The organism is Acidisoma sp. L85 (assembly GCF_009765865.1).
Classification (GTDB): domain Bacteria; phylum Pseudomonadota; class Alphaproteobacteria; order Acetobacterales; family Acetobacteraceae; genus Acidisoma.
The window spans coordinates 1-18203 of record NZ_LMUQ01000025.1 but is presented as its reverse complement, the minus strand read 5'-3'; the positions used below and the strand labels follow the sequence as shown (position 1 = coordinate 18203).

At 61.7% G+C, this 18203-nt stretch carries 17 protein-coding genes; all 17 read left to right on the top strand.

The features are described 5' to 3' along the window. The first annotated feature begins 3 nt into the window (after positions 1 to 3). Entirely contained in the window at positions 4 to 1167 is a 1164-nt protein-coding gene (locus GSQ83_RS05135; protein WP_158801815.1) for a Gfo/Idh/MocA family protein, read from the top strand. Positions 1168 to 1181: 14 nt separating this feature from the next. Next, the gene (locus tag GSQ83_RS05130) at positions 1182 to 2051 is read left to right on the top strand and encodes a sugar phosphate isomerase/epimerase (RefSeq protein ID WP_158801814.1); all 870 of its coding nucleotides are present in this window, start codon (positions 1182 to 1184) and stop codon (positions 2049 to 2051) included. Positions 2052 to 2101: 50 nt separating this feature from the next. Then, the gene (dhaL, locus tag GSQ83_RS05125) at positions 2102 to 2731 is read left to right on the top strand and encodes a dihydroxyacetone kinase subunit DhaL (RefSeq protein WP_254065509.1); all 630 of its coding nucleotides are present in this window, start codon (positions 2102 to 2104) and stop codon (positions 2729 to 2731) included. Next, positions 2728 to 3720, top strand: coding sequence for a dihydroxyacetone kinase subunit DhaK (gene dhaK / locus GSQ83_RS05120; protein WP_158801813.1), 993 nt, complete (start codon positions 2728 to 2730; stop codon positions 3718 to 3720). The genes dhaL and dhaK overlap by 4 nt, the downstream gene beginning before the upstream one ends. 105 nt (positions 3721 to 3825) lie before the next feature. Then, positions 3826 to 5325 (top strand): ABC transporter substrate-binding protein, encoded by a 1500-nt coding sequence (locus GSQ83_RS05115; protein ID WP_158801812.1) that lies wholly within the window; start codon positions 3826 to 3828, stop codon positions 5323 to 5325. 2 nt (positions 5326 to 5327) lie between these two features. Continuing rightward, a complete protein-coding gene (locus tag GSQ83_RS05110) occupies positions 5328 to 6302 on the top strand; it encodes a carbohydrate ABC transporter permease (RefSeq protein WP_158801811.1) in 975 nt (324 codons plus the stop codon). Further along, positions 6299 to 7132 carry a carbohydrate ABC transporter permease gene (locus tag GSQ83_RS05105; RefSeq protein ID WP_158801810.1) on the top strand — a complete coding sequence of 278 codons (834 nt, stop codon included), beginning with the start codon at positions 6299 to 6301 and terminating at the stop codon, positions 7130 to 7132. Before GSQ83_RS05110 ends, GSQ83_RS05105 begins: the two co-directional genes overlap by 4 nt. Further along, on the top strand, positions 7132 to 7407 hold the full coding sequence (locus tag GSQ83_RS05100; protein WP_158801809.1) for a hypothetical protein: 276 nt from the start codon (positions 7132 to 7134) through the stop codon (positions 7405 to 7407). Before GSQ83_RS05105 ends, GSQ83_RS05100 begins: the two co-directional genes overlap by 1 nt. Beyond that, positions 7404 to 8465, top strand: coding sequence for an ABC transporter ATP-binding protein (locus tag GSQ83_RS05095; RefSeq protein ID WP_158801808.1), 1062 nt, complete (start codon positions 7404 to 7406; stop codon positions 8463 to 8465). The genes GSQ83_RS05100 and GSQ83_RS05095 overlap by 4 nt, the downstream gene beginning before the upstream one ends. A gap of 10 nt (positions 8466 to 8475) precedes the next feature. Further along, positions 8476 to 9558, top strand: a complete 1083-nt coding sequence (locus tag GSQ83_RS05090) for an ABC transporter ATP-binding protein (protein WP_158801807.1) — start codon at positions 8476 to 8478, stop codon at positions 9556 to 9558. Positions 9559 to 9583: 25 nt separating this feature from the next. Beyond that, on the top strand, positions 9584 to 10789 hold the full coding sequence (locus tag GSQ83_RS05085) for a Tm-1-like ATP-binding domain-containing protein (protein ID WP_174246626.1): 1206 nt from the start codon (positions 9584 to 9586) through the stop codon (positions 10787 to 10789). Position 10790: 1 nt separating this feature from the next. Then, positions 10791 to 11621, top strand: coding sequence for a phosphoenolpyruvate hydrolase family protein (locus tag GSQ83_RS05080; RefSeq protein ID WP_158801805.1), 831 nt, complete (start codon positions 10791 to 10793; stop codon positions 11619 to 11621). 21 nt (positions 11622 to 11642) lie between these two features. Continuing rightward, a complete protein-coding gene (locus tag GSQ83_RS05075; RefSeq protein WP_158801804.1) occupies positions 11643 to 12557 on the top strand; it encodes an SRPBCC family protein in 915 nt (304 codons plus the stop codon). 287 nt (positions 12558 to 12844) lie between these two features. Continuing rightward, the gene (locus GSQ83_RS05070) at positions 12845 to 13693 is read left to right on the top strand and encodes an ABC transporter permease (RefSeq protein ID WP_158801803.1); all 849 of its coding nucleotides are present in this window, start codon (positions 12845 to 12847) and stop codon (positions 13691 to 13693) included. 1 nt (position 13694) lies between these two features. Further along, positions 13695 to 14615, top strand: coding sequence for an ABC transporter permease (locus GSQ83_RS05065; protein WP_158801802.1), 921 nt, complete (start codon positions 13695 to 13697; stop codon positions 14613 to 14615). A gap of 30 nt (positions 14616 to 14645) precedes the next feature. Continuing rightward, positions 14646 to 16277, top strand: coding sequence for an ABC transporter substrate-binding protein (locus GSQ83_RS05060; RefSeq protein WP_158801801.1), 1632 nt, complete (start codon positions 14646 to 14648; stop codon positions 16275 to 16277). Between the two features lie 136 nt (positions 16278 to 16413). Further along, on the top strand, positions 16414 to 18111 hold the full coding sequence (locus GSQ83_RS30940) for an ABC transporter ATP-binding protein (RefSeq protein WP_158801800.1): 1698 nt from the start codon (positions 16414 to 16416) through the stop codon (positions 18109 to 18111). Positions 18112 to 18203 lie beyond the last annotated feature (92 nt).

The window sequence follows — 18203 nt, the reverse complement described above, 5'->3', positions numbered from 1 at the left end:
GTCATGGCAAAGCAGAGGCTCAATGTTGGTTTGGTCGGCTGCGGCTTCATGGGCCGGGCACATTCCAATGCTTTTCGCCAGGTCGGTAAGTTCTTCGACCTGCCGCAAGATGTGGTGCTGAAAGCGGTTTGCGCGAGGACCGAGGCGACGGCGAAGACTTTCGCCGAGAACTGGGGTTACGAGACGGTCGAGACTGACTGGCGCGCGCTTATGGCAAGGCCCGATATCGACCTGATCGACATCGCGACGCCCAATAGCACTCACGCGGAAATCGCGATCGCCGCGGCCAAGGCCGGTAAGATGGTGGCATGCGAAAAGCCGCTCGGCCGTAGCGTGGCCGAGAGCGAGGCGATGGTGCGGGCTGTCGAGCAAGCAGGCGTCGCGAATATGGTCTGGTACAACTATCGTCGTGTTCCGGCGGTCACATTTGCGAAACAGATCATCGATGAGGGACGGCTGGGCCGCATCTTCCACTACCGTGCGAAGTTCCTGCAGGACTGGACAATCTCCAGCGAGCTACCGCAAGGCGGTGCCGGGTTATGGCGTCTTGACGCCGCAGTGGCTGGCAGTGGCGTTACCGGCGACCTGCTCGCACATTGCATCGACACCGCCATGTGGCTGAACGGGGGAATAAGCGAAGTCTCTGCGATGACCGAGACTTTTATCAAGCAGCGTGTGCATGTGGAAACCGGGAAAGTGCAGGCAGTTGGTATCGACGACGCATCTGCCTTCCTGGCGCGCTTCGCCAACGGTTCGCTCGCGACCTTCGAGGCGACGCGCTATGCGCGGGGTCACAAGGCGCTCTACACATTGGAGATTAACGGCGAGCATGGCTCGATTGCTTGGGATCTGCACGACCTGCACAGGCTGGACTTCTATGACCATGGCGACACCGGCACGCTGCGCGGTTGGCGGTCGATCCACATAACCGATGGCGATCATCCTTATATGAAGCAATGGTGGGTTCCGGGGCTTCAGATTGGATACGAACACAGCTTCATCCATCAGATGGCCGACTTTCTGTCGGGGCTAGCCGGAACGGGGGGCGCTGTGCCGAGCTTTCGTGAAGCGCTGGCGACCGATAACGTCACGGACGCCGTGCTGCGTTCCGCTCGGGACAGGCAATGGGCCGAGGTGCCGGCGGCGACCGGACAATCAGCCTCGTAGAGGGATCTGACACCATGCTCCTCGGTTTCAATATGCTGCTGTGGACACCATCAGTCACCGAGGCAATCTTTCCGCGTTTCGAGCGGCTGAAGAAGATCGGCTATGACGGCGTGGAGTTGCCGCTATTCGATGGTACGCCCGAACACTGTCGGCGGGTCGGCCAGGTGGTGCGGGATAGCGGATTGCGCTGCACCGGCATCACCGTCATTCCGGATGAGGCTCGCAGTTGCACAAGCAGTGATCCGGCGGTGCGCGAGGCGGGCCTGGCACATTTGAAGTGGGCGATCGACTGCATCGAGGCTGCGGGTGGCGAGGTGTTGTGCGGTCCGTTCTATCAGCCGCTTGGCGTCTTTACCGGTGAGCCGCCCACGCAAGACGAAATACATCGCGTTGTTGAGGTTCATCGCGCTGCGGCCCAATACGCGGCCGCCCGCAATATCCGGCTTGCCGTCGAGCCGTTGAATCGTTTCGAGTGTTACGTGACGAATACGGTTTCGTCGGCTGCGGCCATCGTGGATGAGGTTCAACAACCAAATTACGGGCTGCTGTACGACACTTTTCACGCCAATATCGAGGAAAAAGATCCTGTCGGCGTAATCGCGCCGCATATCGGTAGAATCAGCCACGTCCATCTCTCGGAGAATGACCGGGGCACGCCCGGCAAGGGTCATGTGCCCTGGGCAGCGACCTTCGCGGCGTTACGCGGGGCTGGCTATGACGGTTGGCACGTGATCGAGGCGTTTGGCCGCGCGCTTCCCGAAGTGGCGGCGGCCACGCGGGTCTGGCGGGACTTCTTTCCCTCCGATGAGGAAGTCATCCAGTTCGGCCATGATTTCCTGCGCGAGCAATGGGCGAGGGCGGGACAGCCCTCCCGCGCCGTTTAGTCCCACATCATCGAACAGGCTTGCTCTCGCAGGGCCCTTCGGTCACGCTCGTGCAAAATAAGAATGCGGAGGGCGGTGTGCAGATCGACGAGACCATGCGGCGGCGTCTGATCGAGGCTGTGGCCGAGACGATCGCGCTCCACGCTGAGGAACTCACGGCGATCGATGCGGCCCAGGGCGATGGGGACCATGGGCTGAACATGAACCGTGGCTTCGGGGCGGTCACGGCCAAGCTGGATGATATCGCCGCCAAGCCATTGCCGGAGGCTGTGCAAGAGGTTGGTCGCACGCTGGTCATGACGGTGGGCGGTGCATCCGGCGCGATTTTCGGCACGGCCTTCATGGCCGCCGGCAAGGTTCTTCCCGAGGCGCCGACTAGGGCGGACGCCGCTGCCGCGATGGATGCCGCCGTCGCGGCCGTGCGGGCGCGGGGTAAGGCCGAGTTTGGGCACAAGACGATGCTGGATGTGTTGGGGCCGGTAGCCACGGCCTTGCATGGCGATGCCACCGACCTGCCGGCTGTGGCTCATGCCGCCGCCGAGGCGACTGCCGGGATGCAGGCGGTGCGCGGTCGGGCGTCTTTCCTGGGCGAGCGCAGTGTGGGCGGGATGGATGCGGGCGCCCGGTCCGCCGCGCTCATTGTCGCTGCGATCTGCGGAGTTGTGGAGGAGACGCCATGAAGAAGCTCATCAACGCGCCGGAGACAGTGCTTGCCGAGAGCCTCGACGGTTTCGCGGCAGCTCATGCCGATTTGGTCGTGCTGGGGGAGGGACGCAAGTTTGTTCGCCGCGTTAAGTCGAAGCCGGGCAAGGTCGGTCTGATTTCTGGCGGCGGCAGTGGCCATGAGCCGCTGCATGCGGGCTTCGTTGGGTATGGCATGCTGGACGCGGCGTGTCCGGGGCAGGTGTTCACGTCGCCGACGCCAGACCAGATGATGGCGGCGGCCGAAGCCGTCGATACCGGGGCAGGGCTGCTGTTCATCGTCAAGAATTACGAGGGCGACGTCATGAACTTTGACATGGCCCGTGAAATGGATGCCGCCGGGCGGCGGATCGAGACTGTGCTGATCGACGATGACGTGGCGGTTGAGATGTCGACTTTCTCGAACGGGCGACGCGGCGTTGCGGGCACCCTGGTCGTGGAAAAGATCGTAGGTGCCGCCGCCGAGCGGGGCGAGGATCTGGCCGCCTGCCGCGCGCTGGGCGAGCGGGTCAACAAGGCGACGCGATCGATGGGCGTGGCGCTCACCAGCTGCACAGTGCCCGCGGCCGGCAAGCCGACTTTCGTGCTCGGTGAGGACGAGATCGAGATAGGCGTTGGCATTCATGGCGAGCCGGGGCGGCGGCGGGCAAAGCTCGCCGGTGCCGACGCGCTGGCGCGCGACATGGTGGCGGCCATTGTTGATGATCTGGGACAGGCGCGTGGCGAGGTGCTGCTGTTCGTCAACGGCTTCGGCGGCACGCCGCTCATGGAATTATACGTCATGTATCATGCCGCGCGGACCAGGCTGGAGGAGCGAGGCCTGACCGTGATCCGTTCGCTTGTGGGCAGCTACGTGACTGCGCTCGATATGGCGGGCTGCTCGCTGACGGTTTCCGCGCTGGATCGCGATATGGTCGCCCTCTGGGATGCGCCCGTGCATACGCCTGGGCTGCGATGGGGGATGTAATACCTTGGGCTCGATTGGTGACGTTGCAGTTTGATCGGTGACCGTCTAGCGTTCCAAGCAATAAAGGATCCGCGCAGCGGACCACATAAGAAGGGGAAATGGGCCATGGCTACAAAAGAGCCTGCTTTGCCTAGCCTGATATCGCCGAACGAGGCGGCGTCCTTGCCGCGCCGTACACTTCTGACTGGGGCCGCGGCATTAGGCGCCGCCGCTTTGTATGTGCCGAATATCGCGCGCGCCGCTGGCAAGGAACCGCACCCGCTGGCGGGCCAGTCGATTCATATGTCGATCCTGGGCGTCGCGGGCTGGCTACCAAGCAGCCTCGGCGTCGACATGTCTCCGGATTTCGCGAGATACGTGAAGGATCGTTATAATTACGACGTTACCTTCTCCTTCGCCGGGGCGCCATTCGGCGCGCTGTTCCAGAAGGCCGCAACGTCGCTGGCAACGAAGAGCCAGGAATACAACATCATCATCAGCGACAGCCAATGGCTCGGGGCGCTTGCGACGCCGAAATGGATCGTCAAGCTCAACGACATCATCGCTCAGGACAAGTCGCTTGATATCGAGTGGTATGCGCCTGTCGTGCGCCAAGCCTATCAGGTCTATCCGGACGGAACGAATAGTCTCTATGGATTTCCGCAGGTCGGCGACATCGAGGGCATCTTCATTCGCAAGGACTGGCTCGAGGCGCCTGGCGAGGCGGAGGCATACCAGGCGAAATACGGCAGCCCGATGCCGCGCACCTGGGAAGACTTCGAGAAAATGGACCTGGACGATTGGAAGAAGCTCGTCGCCTTCTTCAACCGTCCGGAGAAGGGCTATTACGGCATCGCGATGCAATATTCGCGCGAATATGACGCTCTGAGCTGCCCGCTGATCTCCTTCATTCGCAGCATGGGTGGCGATATCTGGGATCCGAAGACCGGCCAGGTCGAAGGGATCATGGACACGCCGCTGAACGCCAAAGCCATGGAACTCTACAAGTCCATGCTGCAATGGAACCCGCCCGGTGCGCTGAATTACTTTATCGCCCAGGTGGTCGATGCCTTCACCCAAGGCAAGGTCTTCGCGGCCTGGCAGTGGGTCGCGACCGGCGCAACGATGGTGCCGGATGCCCTCAAGGGCAAGGTGATGGTCGTGCCGCCGCCGGGCTTCAAGGATGCCAGCGGCAAGCTCAACCGGAATTATGTCATCGGTGGCCAGCCCTGGGTGATCAACGCGTTCAACGATAAAGCCCATATGCGCGTGGCGCTCGACTTCATGCGCTGGTGGTATCTGCCGGAGACCGCTGCGAACTACCTCAAGCGTGGTGGCTTGCCTTGCGACAAGGCGACGCTCACCAGCCCGGGCTTCGACGACATCTATCCGTGGAACCGTACCTATAAGTATATGCTCGAGCGCAGCAGCGACTTCTGGCACGATCCTCGATATGCCGAGATGCTCGCGGTTCAGCAGGAAGGCTGGACCGGCTACATGACCGGCGAGCTCAAGGACCCAGCGAAGGTGCTGAAATATATCGCCTGCAAGCAGCAGGGTATCCTGTATGACGAGGGCACCGCGCAGACCGAACCCACCGGGGCCTGCAGCGGTATCCGGCTGTAACGATGGAGCCCGGCGCGCCCGCGACCATCAACCAGTCGCGTGACGCGCCGGTCGCCAGCACAGGACCCTGGGAGGGCTTCACCCGTTTCCTTGGGCGGCGCGACGTATTGCCGTTTCTGTTGCTGGCACCCGTTCTGATCTTCTTCATCGTCTGGAACCTGATCCCAACGCTGTGGCTCCTGGGCCTCGGCTTCTATCGGTTCTCACTCACGAGCGGCCGGCCACCGCGTTTCGCCGGCCTCTACAACTACAGGTCGATCCTGAACGATTCCGGAGTCTGGATTGATCTCAGCCGCACTTTTCTGTTCGTGTTTTTCGCCGTCGTCACCGAGACCTTGCTGGGCATGGCGCTCGGGCTATTGTTCTGGAACAGCCACCGGCTGCCGGGGCGGCGGATCGCGCTCACCATGTTGTTTTCACCGATGGTGCTGACGCCGGTGGCGGCGGGCACCTTCTGGCGGCTGATCTACGATCCGACTTTTGGCGTCTTGAACAGCGCTATTCGAGGGCTCGGCTTTTCCAGCGTCGATTTTCTTGGCGACGGCCGGGTGGCTTTCGCGGCCGTTCTCGGCGTCGATGTCTGGATGTGGACGCCGTTCATGGTGCTGATGACCTTGGCCGCCCTGGCCTCGGTACCGAAGGCTGAGCTAGAGGCGGCCGAGATCGACCGGCTCGCCTGGCATCAGCGGCTGCGGCTGATCGTACTGCACCACGGCAAGTTCATCCTGATGCTCGGAATACTGCTGCGCACGATCGATGCCTTCAAGACCATGGACCTGATCTACGACATGACTTATGGCGGCCCCGGCTCCGCCACTCAGCTCGTGGCGATGACGCTGTATCGGCGGGCCTTCGAGGCGTTCAACATGGGGTGGTCCTCGGCGCTTGCGGTGATCCTGCTGCTGATATCCATCGCTTTCACCGCGACCTTCATCTTTGTGCTGCACTGGCGCGAGCGGCGGGAGGCAGAATCATGAGGCCGACCAGTTGGCGCGAACATGCCTATCACGCGCTGCTTTGGCTGGTGGCACTGATCTTCTTCGCGCCGATCTTCTGGATCGTGTTGTCCTCGTTCAAGACGGCCGACCAGATTCTCGCCGTACCGCCAAAACTGATTTTCACGCCGACGATCGCGAATTACACAAAGCTTTTCTCAAGCGCCTCCTTTCCACACCAGTTGTTCAACAGCGTGGTGCTGTCGGTGGCTGCGGTGCTGATCGCTGTCGCGGTGTCTTTCCTGGCGGCGTTTTCGTTCTCGCGGTTCAAACCGCCGGGAACCAACTTCCTGATGTTCCTGCTGCTGTCGATCCGCATGCTGCCGGGCTCGGCTGCAATCCTGCCCGTGTATCTGATGTATGTAGGATTCGGGTGGAAGGATACCTATGCCGGTATGATCCTGTTCTACGCGATGTTTTCGATCCCGTTTTCCGTTTGGATCCTGAAGGGCTTCATCGACGGCGTGTCGCCGCGCTTCGATGAGACGGGCATCGTCAACGGAGCCTCCTGGCTGCGGATCATTACTCGCACGATTTTGCCGCAGGTGATGCCTGGCGTGATCGCGGCATCGATCTTCAACTTCATCTTCGTGTGGAATGAGTTCCTGTTCAACTACATCATCGGCGGCATCTCTACGTCGAATATTCCGGTGGCACTCGCCAGCGGGCTGTATTCCAATGGTGGCGTGGACTGGACGTTTATCTCGGCGCTGACCTCCGTCTACATCGTTCCGCCTATACTCGTGGTGTATTTCTTCCAGCGCTACTTGTTGGTAGGGATGACCTTCGGCACCGTGCGCGGGGAAGTGTAATGCGCGGTATCGTGCCTCGCGCCGAACTGGCGCTGATCCTCATCATGGGTCTGGGCTTCCTGCTTATCGTGCAGCAGTGGAGTTTTGGCGGCTACCAGCTTGGGCTGCTGACCGTGATCGTGGCGACGATCCTGAACATCGCGGTGGGTAATCTTCCGCGCACGGCGGGGCTCGGCCGGGCCTTGCGCCTGACATTGGTGTTGCTCGCGATCGTCGCGGTTGTGTTCGTGGCCGGCATCCTGCTGGTGCCCTATCTGGCGCGGCTCGGCGGATGAGTCGGGTCCGTCTGCAAGGCGTCAGCCAATCGTATCGGGGTGTCAAGGCGCTCGACGATGTGACGGTGGAGGTCGCGTCGCAGCGGCTGACGGTGCTGTGCGGCCCGCCGGCCGCCGGAAAATCGGTGCTGCTGCGCCTGCTGGTTGGGCTTGAGCAGCCCAGTGAGGGGCGCATCCTGATCGATGACCGCGACATTACCGATGTTCCTGCCGCCCAGCGCCGCATCGGCTACGTGCCACAATCTTTCGCGCTGTTTCCGCATGTCAGCGTTTTCGACAATATCGCCTATCCGCTGGCGTTGCAGCATGTGAGCCGCGCCGAGATCGCGCTCCGCGTCGGGCAGGTCGCCGAGATCCTGGGCATCAATCCGCTTTTGTCCAAGCGGCCGAGTCAGTTGAGTGGCGGGGAGAAACAGCGGGCCGCGATCGCGCGGGGGATGCTGAAGAACGCCGATCTGTTCTTATTGGACGATCCCCTGGTCGGCCTGGACTTCAAACTGCGCGAAAGCCTGATGGAGGATCTGAAGGACATGCGCGCCGAGTTGGGCGCGACCTTCCTCTATGTGACCTCCGACAGTCTGGAGGCGCTTACTATGGCCGAGGATCTGATCGTGCTCGACGCCGGGCATGTCGTCGAAGCCAATCCGGTGGCCGAGGTCTATCATTCGCCGCGCCACCTACGGGCGGCGGAGTTGGTGGGGTTCCCCCGCTGCAATGTATTGGCCGGGGTTCTGGATGCTGGTGGGCTTTGCCGCACCGGGATCGTGGACTTCCCGCTTTCAGCGCCCACGAACTTCGTGGGCGAGGTCGCCGTTGTGGCGCGCCCGGAACAGATTGCCTATCGCGCGGATGGTGCGCCAGCGACGGTGCGCCTGATGGAAAACCTCGGCGCCGAATGCGTCGTGTATTTCGAGGCTGGCGGACAAACCCTGGTAACTTCGGTGCCCTCGCCGAGCGTGGCGCATCTCGACATTGATTCGCCGTTTCCATTTGTCGTGCGCGGCGAGGGGCTGCTGGTATTCGATCGCGCCAGCGGGGCGTTGGTTGGGCGCGGGTAAGGGAGCTTGAATGCCTGACATCCGGTTGAGCCACCTTTCCCGCGCTTTCGACAAGTTCAAGGCGGTCGATGACATCACCGCGGTTTTCGCGGAAGGCACGGTGACGTGCCTGCTCGGCCCCTCCGGCTGCGGCAAGACGACATTGATGCGCATGATCGCCGGGCTGGAAATGCCGACCAGCGGCAGCATCAAATTCGGCGAGCGTGACGTGACTCATCTGGCGCCGCGCCGCCGCGATGTGGCGATGGTGTTCCAGTATCCGGTGATGTATCGGACCTGCAGCGTCATCGAGAATATCGAACTGCCGCTCCAGCGTGATCGCAGCCTGTCGGCCGCCGAGCGCCGCCGCCGCGCGGATGAGGTGCTGGAGGTACTGCAACTCTCCGATGAGCGCGACCGCCATATCGGTGATCTCGATGTCGGCATGCGGCAGAAAGTCGCGGTCGGCCGTGCCATCGCGCGGCGGTGCGACGTTATCCTTTTCGACGAGCCAACGACCAATGTCGAAGTTCACGCCAAGCTCGCCTTGATCCGCGCCTTCAAGGAATTCCGCGCGCGCTTGCGGCAGACCGTGATCTATGTGACGCACGACCAGACTGAAGCGATGACGCTCGCTGACCAAATCGCGCTGATGCAGGCCGGGCGCATCTCGCAGTGCACCGCGCCTCGGATCATGTATGAGAAGCCGGAGAGCCGCTTCGGCGGCTGGTTCCTCGGCAATCCCGGCATGAATTTCTTGGTACCGCGGGGTGGCGAAGACAGTGGCTTGCGGTTCGATGTTTTGCCGAGGCCGTTAGAGAGGCCCGCGGCGGCGGCTGGTGAACTGTCGCTTGGCATTAGGCCGGAGCATGTCGAGGTATTGTTGGATCCCGCGCAGGATACGGTTCCGGCGCGCGTGCTGCGTTCGAGCATCACTATCGGTGGGCAGAATCTGCTTAGTCTCGCGGTGGGCGAGGCACGTCTGAAGGCGAAGACCGCGCCGGGTGTGCCGCAAGCGGATGGCGCGACCGTGTTCATCCGTTGTCCGCTGGAACACACTGTCTTCTTCAATGATGGCCAGCGACTGCCCGAAGCCGTGCGGGCGCTCGGCTGACGAAGCGTCGTTAGGGGTGGGCGGGATGCCAGGCGGACGGATTTACGTGGCGGGTACTTGCGATACGAAGGGCGCCGAGCTCGCTTACGTGCACAAGATCATTGCCGAGCAGGGCATTGCAGCGGCGCTTGTGGATGTATCCACCCAGCCGCATCGGTTTCACGCCGATATCGAGGCGGCCGAGGTCGCGCGTCATCATGCGGGCGGTGCCGAGGCCGTTTTCACTGGCGATCGGGGCCGCTCGGTTACGGCGATGGCGGTGGCGCTCGAGCGGTTCATATTGAGTCGCGACGATGTTGGCGGACTGCTTGGGCTAGGTGGTTCGGGCGGGAGTGCATTGGTGGCGCCGGCGATGCGGGCGCTGCCCATTGGCACACCGAAGCTGCTGGTGTCCACGGTCGCATCGGGCAATGTGGCGCCGTATGTCGGCCCGAGCGACATCGCGATGATGTATTCGGTCACTGACCTTGTCGGGCTGAACCGGATTTCGCGCATCGTGCTCGCCAATGCGGCGAATGCGATGGTCGGAATGGTGCGCGCCCCTGCACCGTCCTTAGCGGCGGATCGGCCCGCTATCGGCCTGACCATGTTCGGCGTCACCACGCCCTGCGTGAACCAACTGGTTGCCGGGTTGCAGGGCGACTACGACTGCCTCGTCTTCCATGCGACCGGCACGGGTGGGCAGTCCATGGAGAAGCTCGCCGATTCCGACTTGCTGGCGGGTGTGATCGACGTGACCACGACTGAGGTTTGCGACTTGCTGATGGGCGGCGTGTTCCCCTGTACCGAGGATCGCTTCGGCGCCATCGCGAGGTCGCGGCTGCCCTATGTGGGTTCTTGCGGCGCGCTCGACATGGCCAACTTCGGTGCTCGCGATACGGTTCCGTCGCAATATCGCGGCCGGAACCTGTATGTGCATAATCCGCAGGTGACGCTGATGCGGACCACGCCGGAGGAAAACGAGCGTATCGGGCTCTGGATTGCGGAACGCCTCAACCTGTGCGACGGGCCGGTGCGATTTCTGTTGCCCGAAGGTGGCGTCTCCCTGCTGGATGCACCAGGCCAGGCGTTTCATGATCCGGAGGCCGATGAGGCGTTGTTTTCGGCGCTGGAACGGACTGTGCGGCAGACCGACCGGCGTCGCTTGATCCGGGTGCCCCATGGGGTGAATTCTCCGGATTTCGTGGCTGTTGTCCTGGAGCAATTCCGCGATGTGATGAAGGTGGATTGAGATGCCGCGTATGAATCGGTCCGAGATGATGGCGCGCTTCCATGCCATGGTTCGCGATCGGCAGCCGATCCTGGGCGGCGGCGCGGGTACCGGTTTGTCGGCCAAGTGCGAAGAGGCCGGTGGGATAGACCTCATCGTGATCTACAATTCGGGGCGTTACCGGATGGCCGGGCGTGGCTCGCTCGCGGGCATGATGGCCTATGGCAATGCCAATGAAATTGTCGTCGAGATGGCGCGCGAGGTGCTGCCTGTTGTGCGGCGGACGCCGGTATTGGCGGGCGTCAACGGGACGGATCCATTTTGCAATTTCGACTATTTTCTTGACCATCTCGCGGCGCTCGGTTTTTCGGGCGTGCAGAATTTCCCGACGGTCGGCTTGATCGACGGCACATTCCGAACGGGGCTAGAGGAAACCGGCATGGGCTACGCGCTGGAGGTGGATATGATCCGCCTGGCCGTCGCCAAAGATCTGCTGACCACGCCCTATGTATTCAACCCTGACGAGGCCCGGGCGATGGCCGAGGCTGGGGCGGATATATTGGTGGCGCATATGGGTCTGACGACCGGCGGCGCGATTGGCGCTACCACTTCGCTCACTTTGGCGGACTGCGTGGAGCGCATCAATGCCATTGCAGCGGCGGCTCGAAATGTGCGCGAAGACATCATCCTGCTGTGCCATGGAGGGCCCATCGCTCAGCCGGAGGATGCGCAATTCATCCTGCGGCGTTGCGCTGCCTGCCATGGCTTCTACGGCGCATCGAGCATGGAGCGGTTGCCGACCGAGACGGCGCTGATCGATCAAACGCGCCGGTTCAAGCAGATCACCCGCTGATCGGCGGGGCGGGAGGATATCATGGCTCAGGCCTATGCGAGTGCCATTATCGAGGCGCCAGTCGAGACTGTGTGGGCCACCATACGGGACTTCGGTGCGCTTGCAGCGTGGCATCCCGCGCTCTCAAGTAGCGAAATCGAGCAAGGCGACCCACCCGATAGGGTTGGTTGCATCCGTTCGTTGCAACTTCATGGCGGCGGCGGCGCGCGTGAGCGGTTGCTGATGCTGGACGACAGCCGGTACAGCTTCTCATATAATTTCGAGACACCCGCTTTTCCGGTCGGGAATTATGTCTCGACACTGGAGTTGATTCCGGTGACGAACGGTGACGCAACCTTCGCGCGCTGGTCGGCGACTTTCGACGAGCAGCCGGAGGACGCCGGGAAATATGTCGATATTGTTTCGAACGCCGTATTCGCGGTCGGATTGGCGGCGCTGGCGGACAAACTGCGCGGTGCGGCCTCTCCCGTCGTACACACGGAACGCTGGGAAGGTTCGCGGCCGGCCAAGGTCTTCTGCTCCTCGGTGATACCAGCGGCGGCTTCGGGCGTCTGGCGGGAAGTGCGCAATTTCGCTGGAATGTCCGGATGGCACCCGGCGATTTCCGACATGCATATGATGGATGGTGCGCGGTCCGACCAGGTGTCCGGCGTCCGAAGTTTCCGTTTCGGTGACGGGCTGCTGGAGGAGCAACTCACCCGTCTGTCCGATGCCGATCGGAGCTTAGGCTATCGGATCAACAAAAGCGGTCAGCCCTGGCTCAACTACCGATCCGAAGTCCGTTTGCATGATGTGACATCATCGGGCGAGTGTTTTGCTGTGTGGACCGCGGACTGGACCGCCTCGGCGCATGATGACGTGCAATTGATTCCGTTCGTGCACCATGAAGTCTTTCAGCGGGCGTTCGATACGCTGGGTGCCAAACTCGTGGCTTAGAGCCGACGCAGGGACCGTCGCCGGACGATGCCGGTTCCAGCCGGGCCGGCGTCTCGCCGAGGGAATGGAGGTCTCGCTTCGGCTGAGCCAGGGAAGCCCGTGGAAGAGCCATTCCAACGTGCGAGGAATTCGTGCGAGAATTTTATCTCGCGGGCCGCCCTGAGCAGTGTAGACCTGCTAGCGATTGGATATTGTGGTCTAGTTCCGAGTGAAGGCGCTTTCGTGCAAGCCAGTGTCGTCGAGGGAGTTGGAGTAACGCGGCACAACCTCCAGGTGTGTCTCGGCTGATGCGCGTCTTCACCGAGCTTGCACGGCGTCCCTTAGCCCTCATCGGCCTGTTGACGGTGGGATTGGTGGTTTTCGGTGCTCTGTTCGCGCCGTGGATCGCGCATTATTCGCCGGACGACCAATTGACGAATGGCCTCTCCCTGGATGGCGCGCCCTTGCCGCCAAGCCGGGCGTTTCTTCTCGGCACCGATACGCTCGGCCGGGATTTATTTGCGCGGCTTCTGTTTGGCGCCCGGACGTCGCTGACTATCGGGCTTGTCGCCAATGGCACGTCGGTCGTGATCGGCCTTGTTGTCGGCCTTCTCGCGGGGTATCTGCGCGGGTGGATTGGCAGTCTTCTCATGCGATTCACCGATCTGATGATGGCCTTTCCTGCGCTTCTGCTCGCCATAGCCCTCGCGGCTTTGTTGAAGCCGAGCCTGTGGATCGTGGCGCTTGTTATCGCTTTGGTGAATTGGGTGCAGGTCGCGCGGATCGTTTACACGGAAACCCGCGGCCTCGTGGAGCGTGATTTCATCCTTGCCGAGCGGTCGCTCGGTGCGGGCAATTTTCGGATTATTGTCTTCCATATTCTGCCGCATCTTTTGCCGACCGCGATCGTCTGGGGCACGCTTGGGATTGCAACGACGGTGCTGCTCGAAGCGACGCTGAGCTTTCTCGGCATTGGCGTGCAGCCACCGCAGCCTTCGTGGGGCAATATCATTTTCGAGAGCCAGAGTTACTTCCAGGATGCGCCTTGGCTCGTCTTCATACCTGGCGCGGTGATCCTGGCGACAGCCTTGTCCTTCAACCTGATCGGTGACGCGTTGCGCGACATCCTGGATCCGACGCAACGGGGGAGGGGCTGACATGGTGTTGTTCCTCGCCCGGCGGGTTGGGCAAGCCGCGCTCATTCTCCTCGGCGTCGCCGCCATCACGTTTGTTTTGCTCTATTGTCTGCCGGCGGACCCCGCGGTTTTGATTGCGGGGCGCAGCGCGAACCCGCAGATTGTCGCGGCTATCCGTCATGAGCTCGGCCTGGACCAGCCGCTCATCCTACAGTTTTTGCACTATCTGTATGGTCTGCTCCATGGTGATTTCGGCCGTTCGTATACTGAGAAAACCGAGGTGCTGCCGCTCATTCTGGCCCGATTGCCAGCGACGCTCATCCTCATGGCCGCTGGGATCTTCGTTGAAGTGGTGCTCGGGCTGACCTTTGGGGTCGTTGCAGCAGTCCTGCGCGATGGCCCGATTGATCGCGTGATCATGATGCTGTCCTTCGTCGGTGTGTCTTCGCCGCAATTCGTGGTGGCACTGTTGCTTCTCTACGTTTTCGCGGCGACGCTGGGCTGGTTCCCAATGTCGGGCTTTGGCACTCCGGCGAATGTCGTCTTGCCCGCTGTCACACTCGGCGTATTGGGCGCCGGCTGGTATGCGCGCATGGTGCGCTCCGCCATGATCGAAGTTCTGCGGCAGGACTACGTGCGTACCGCGCACGCCAAAGGCTTGCGGGTCAGTCGCGTGGTCATGCGGCACGCTTTGCCGAATGCGATCCTGCCCATCATCGCAATGATCGGAATCGATATCGGCCAGTTCATGGGCGGCGTGGTTGTGGTCGAGGCGGTCTATGGTTGGCCGGGCATCGGGCAACTGGCCTGGCAGGCGATCCAACAGGTTGACGTGCCGATCATCATGGGCGTCACTCTCGTCTCAGCCCTCGCCATCGTGATTGGCAATCTGGCAGCCGATTTCATCGCACCCTTCGTCGACCCTCGTATCCGTGCCCAGTAGGCGGCCAAAGGCAACCAAAGGAGTTCGTTGATGATAAAGAGCTTGCTGAAGAAGACGGCGTTTGCCGCGATGCTCGCGACGACAGCGCTCGTGCCTGCCGCCTTTGCTGTTTCGGGTACGCCGTCCAAAGGTGGCGATATCATCGTGACCTACAAGGACGACATCGCCACGCTGGATCCTGCCGTCGGCTATGACTGGCAGAACTGGTCGATGATCAATGCAATGTTCTCGCGGCTCGTCGATTATAAGCCGGGAACGACGGAGCTTGGTCCGGCTCTTGCCGACAGCTATGACGTATCGCCGGACGGCAAGACCTACACCTTCAAGATTCATCCCGGCGTTAAATTCAGCAATGGGCGCGAAGTCACCGCCGCCGATGTGAAATATTCGATCGAGCGCGCGGTTAATCCGAAGACCCAGGGACCGGGTGCAGGCTTCTTTCATTCGATCGTGGGTGCCGACACGATGACCGCTGGCAAGAGCCAGACGATGGACGGCATCGTCGTGGTTGACGATCACACTGTTCGCTTCAACCTTGTCCAACCTGATGCGACCTTCCTCAACGTGTTGGCGCTCAATTTCGCTTCTGTCGTGCCGAAGGAAGCGGTTGATGCTGCCAAGGGGGATTTCGGCAAGCACCCTGTCGGTTCCGGTGCGTTTCTTCTCAAGGAGTGGACGGTCGGCCAGCGTCTCGTCTTCGTCAGAAACCCGAATTATTTCGTGAAAGAGCGGCCTTATGTCGATAGCTACACAGTAGAGGTCGGTCAGGAACCACTCGTAGCGCTGCTTCGCCTCCAGAAAGGTGAAGTAGACATCGCTGGCGACGGCATTCCGCCCGCTAAATATCTACAGATGAGGAAGTCGCCCGATTTCAAGGGGATGATTGTTGATCGCCAGCAGTTGGAAACGAGCTATGTGACGCTGAACACGCAGATCAAGCCGCTCGACAATCCGAAAGTGCGGCAGGCGTTGAACATGGCGATCGACAAGAATCGTATTGTCCGCATCATCAATGGGCGCGCGACTCCTGCATCGCAGGTTTTGCCGCCGATGATGCCGGGATACGACAAGAGCTATAGCGGTTACGCCTTTGATCCCACAAAGGCCAAGGAACTGCTCGCCGAGGCCGGCCTGAAGGATGGGTTCACAACGACGATTTACACTTCCAACACAGATCCGCAGCCGCGCATCACGCAGGCGATCCAGCAGGATTTCGCTGCGATCGGCGTGAAAGCCGAGATCAAGGCGCTTGCCAATCCGAATGTCATTGCCGCCGGCGGCACGGCCGGACAGGCGCCCATGGTGTGGTCCGGTGGCCTTGGGTGGATCGCGGACTTCCCTGATCCCTCCGATTTCTATGGGCCCATCCTCGCTTGCGGCAGCGCCGTGCAAGGTGGCTGGAACTGGTCGTGGTTTTGCAACAAGGCGTTTGAGGCGCGTGCTCAGGCGGCGGATGCCATGCCTGTTCCCGCTCAGGCGGAGGCACGATACGCGACTTGGGCGAAGATCTTCACGGACATACAAGAGAATGACGCGCCCTGGATCCCGGTGTTCAATGAGCGGCGTGTCCTCGCCAAATCCAAGCGCATGGGTGGCTCGGATGAGGTCTATCTCGATCCGACCCGCGTCATCGACTATGAGGCAATCTACGTGAACAAGTAGCGGCTGCCGCAAACACGCCGCGACAATGCCGGTGGCTGCTTCTCGCGGTCACCGGCACAGCCCTCCTTCTTGAGTAGTTGGATCTGAGGAGAAGCCAGACTATGCGCGTGGCACGCGACCGCGCCGCTTTCGCGCGATGATTGACGGCATCCGCCAGCCGGTACCACCCGTCCTCGCCATCGAGAATCTTTGCGTTGACGCGCTAACTCCGGAAGGCGCGCGGCGTATTATCGACGGCGTGAGTTTCGACGTTGGGCCGGGCGAGACGCTGTGCGTCGCAGGCGAGTCCGGCTCTGGCAAATCCGTTACCGCCCTTTCGATCATGCGCCTTCTGCCTCACATGTCCCTGCGCGTGGCGAAGGGCGCGATTCGCCTCGGCGGGCGCGATCTGACGAAGATATCCAATGGCGCAATGCGTGATGTGCGCGGTGCTGAGATCGCGATGATTTTCCAGGAGCCGATGACATCGCTCAACCCAGTGATGAGCATCGGCGCCCAGCTTTTCGAGGCGATCCGGGCGCATCAAGGCTCGGAGGGCGGGAGCGTTGAAAGCCGCGCGCGCGACATGTTGGACGTGGTGCATATCAGCGATCCGGCCCGGCGCCTGAAGCAATACCCACACGAACTGTCGGGCGGCATGCGTCAGCGCGTGATGATTGCCATGGCTCTGTCCTGTCGGCCCAAGCTGCTCCTGGCGGACGAACCGACCACGGCACTCGACGTCACGGTGCAAGCGCAAATCCTCAAGCTAATGCGAGAGCTTCAGCGCGAATTCGGCGCGGCGATCATGCTGATCACCCATGATATGGGCGTCGTTGCTGAGATGGCTGACCGCGTCGTGGTCATGCGCAACGGCAGGATTGTCGAAACCGGCACGGCGATCGATATTTTTGAGTGTCCCCGGGAGGTCTATACGCGCGAGCTTCTCGCGGCCGTGCCTCGTCTCGGTGCCATGGCGGGACGTGACGGGCCTCCTCGCATCACCCCTATGCCCCAGACTCCGTCGCCGAAGCCGCTGGAGCCTGTTCTCTCCGTCAAGAACCTGACCGTCGATTACGGCTTGGCCGGCAGCTTGTTTCGCCGGCGGACGGTCCACCCTCCGGCGGTGCAGGGCGTTTCCTTCTCGATCAGCCAGGGCGAAACCCTTGGGCTCGTCGGCGAGAGTGGTTCGGGCAAGTCTACGACCGGAAAGGCGGTACTCGGTCTTGTGCCGTTCTTGGGGGAGGTGACGATCGGGGATGTCGCAATTCAGGGCCTTTCGGAAGGATCCATGAAGCCTGTCAGGCGCGTCGCACAAATGATCTTCCAGGACCCCTATGCCTCGCTCGACCCGAGAATGACCGTTGGCGCCGCCATTGCCGAGCCGCTGTATATTCATGGCATTGGGACAAAGGCGGAGCGGCGCGATCGCGTTGCCTCACTTCTCAACCGCGTCGGTCTTTTGCCAGATCACGCCTCGCGCTATCCGCATGAGTTTTCCGGCGGCCAGCGCCAGCGCATCTGTATTGCGCGGGCGCTCGCGCTGGAGCCCAAGCTTATTGTGGCGGATGAAAGTGTCGCGGCGCTCGATGTGTCGGTGCGCGCGCGCGTGCTTGACCTGATGCTCGAACTCCAAGAGACGCTCGGTCTCGCCTATCTTTTCATTTCGCACGACATGGCTGTCGTGGAGCGGATGAGCCACAATGTCGCTGTCATGCGGGGAGGGCTGATCGTTGAAGCCGGCGGACGACAGAGCTTGTTCGCCAACCCGCAAGTCGATTACACACGCGAACTCATTGCCGCTGTCCCGTTGCCGGACCCACGGGCCCGGCCGGAACGTGGTGCGACTCGCTAGTGTCCTGGCCGAGAAATAACTAGACACCTTCGCGTGGCTATGATTCGCTGAGTTCCTGGCAGCGCAGGAGACGACGCGTGGCGACACCGAAG

Coding starts and splice junctions, on each gene's coding strand:
- GSQ83_RS05110 (WP_158801811.1), top strand. CDS start 5,328: ATGGAGCCCGGCGCGCCCGCGACCATCAACCAGTCGCGTGACGCGCCG.
- GSQ83_RS05095 (WP_158801808.1), top strand. CDS start 7,404: ATGAGTCGGGTCCGTCTGCAAGGCGTCAGCCAATCGTATCGGGGTGTC.
- GSQ83_RS05060 (WP_158801801.1), top strand. CDS start 14,646: ATGATAAAGAGCTTGCTGAAGAAGACGGCGTTTGCCGCGATGCTCGCG.
- GSQ83_RS05135 (WP_158801815.1), top strand. CDS start 4: ATGGCAAAGCAGAGGCTCAATGTTGGTTTGGTCGGCTGCGGCTTCATG.
- GSQ83_RS05115 (WP_158801812.1), top strand. CDS start 3,826: ATGGCTACAAAAGAGCCTGCTTTGCCTAGCCTGATATCGCCGAACGAG.
- GSQ83_RS05080 (WP_158801805.1), top strand. CDS start 10,791: ATGCCGCGTATGAATCGGTCCGAGATGATGGCGCGCTTCCATGCCATG.
- GSQ83_RS05085 (WP_174246626.1), top strand. CDS start 9,584: ATGCCAGGCGGACGGATTTACGTGGCGGGTACTTGCGATACGAAGGGC.
- GSQ83_RS05070 (WP_158801803.1), top strand. CDS start 12,845: ATGCGCGTCTTCACCGAGCTTGCACGGCGTCCCTTAGCCCTCATCGGC.
- dhaK (WP_158801813.1), top strand. CDS start 2,728: ATGAAGAAGCTCATCAACGCGCCGGAGACAGTGCTTGCCGAGAGCCTC.
- GSQ83_RS05105 (WP_158801810.1), top strand. CDS start 6,299: ATGAGGCCGACCAGTTGGCGCGAACATGCCTATCACGCGCTGCTTTGG.
- GSQ83_RS05100 (WP_158801809.1), top strand. CDS start 7,132: ATGCGCGGTATCGTGCCTCGCGCCGAACTGGCGCTGATCCTCATCATG.
- GSQ83_RS05065 (WP_158801802.1), top strand. CDS start 13,695: ATGGTGTTGTTCCTCGCCCGGCGGGTTGGGCAAGCCGCGCTCATTCTC.
- GSQ83_RS05090 (WP_158801807.1), top strand. CDS start 8,476: ATGCCTGACATCCGGTTGAGCCACCTTTCCCGCGCTTTCGACAAGTTC.
- GSQ83_RS30940 (WP_158801800.1), top strand. CDS start 16,414: ATGATTGACGGCATCCGCCAGCCGGTACCACCCGTCCTCGCCATCGAG.
- GSQ83_RS05130 (WP_158801814.1), top strand. CDS start 1,182: ATGCTCCTCGGTTTCAATATGCTGCTGTGGACACCATCAGTCACCGAG.
- GSQ83_RS05075 (WP_158801804.1), top strand. CDS start 11,643: ATGGCTCAGGCCTATGCGAGTGCCATTATCGAGGCGCCAGTCGAGACT.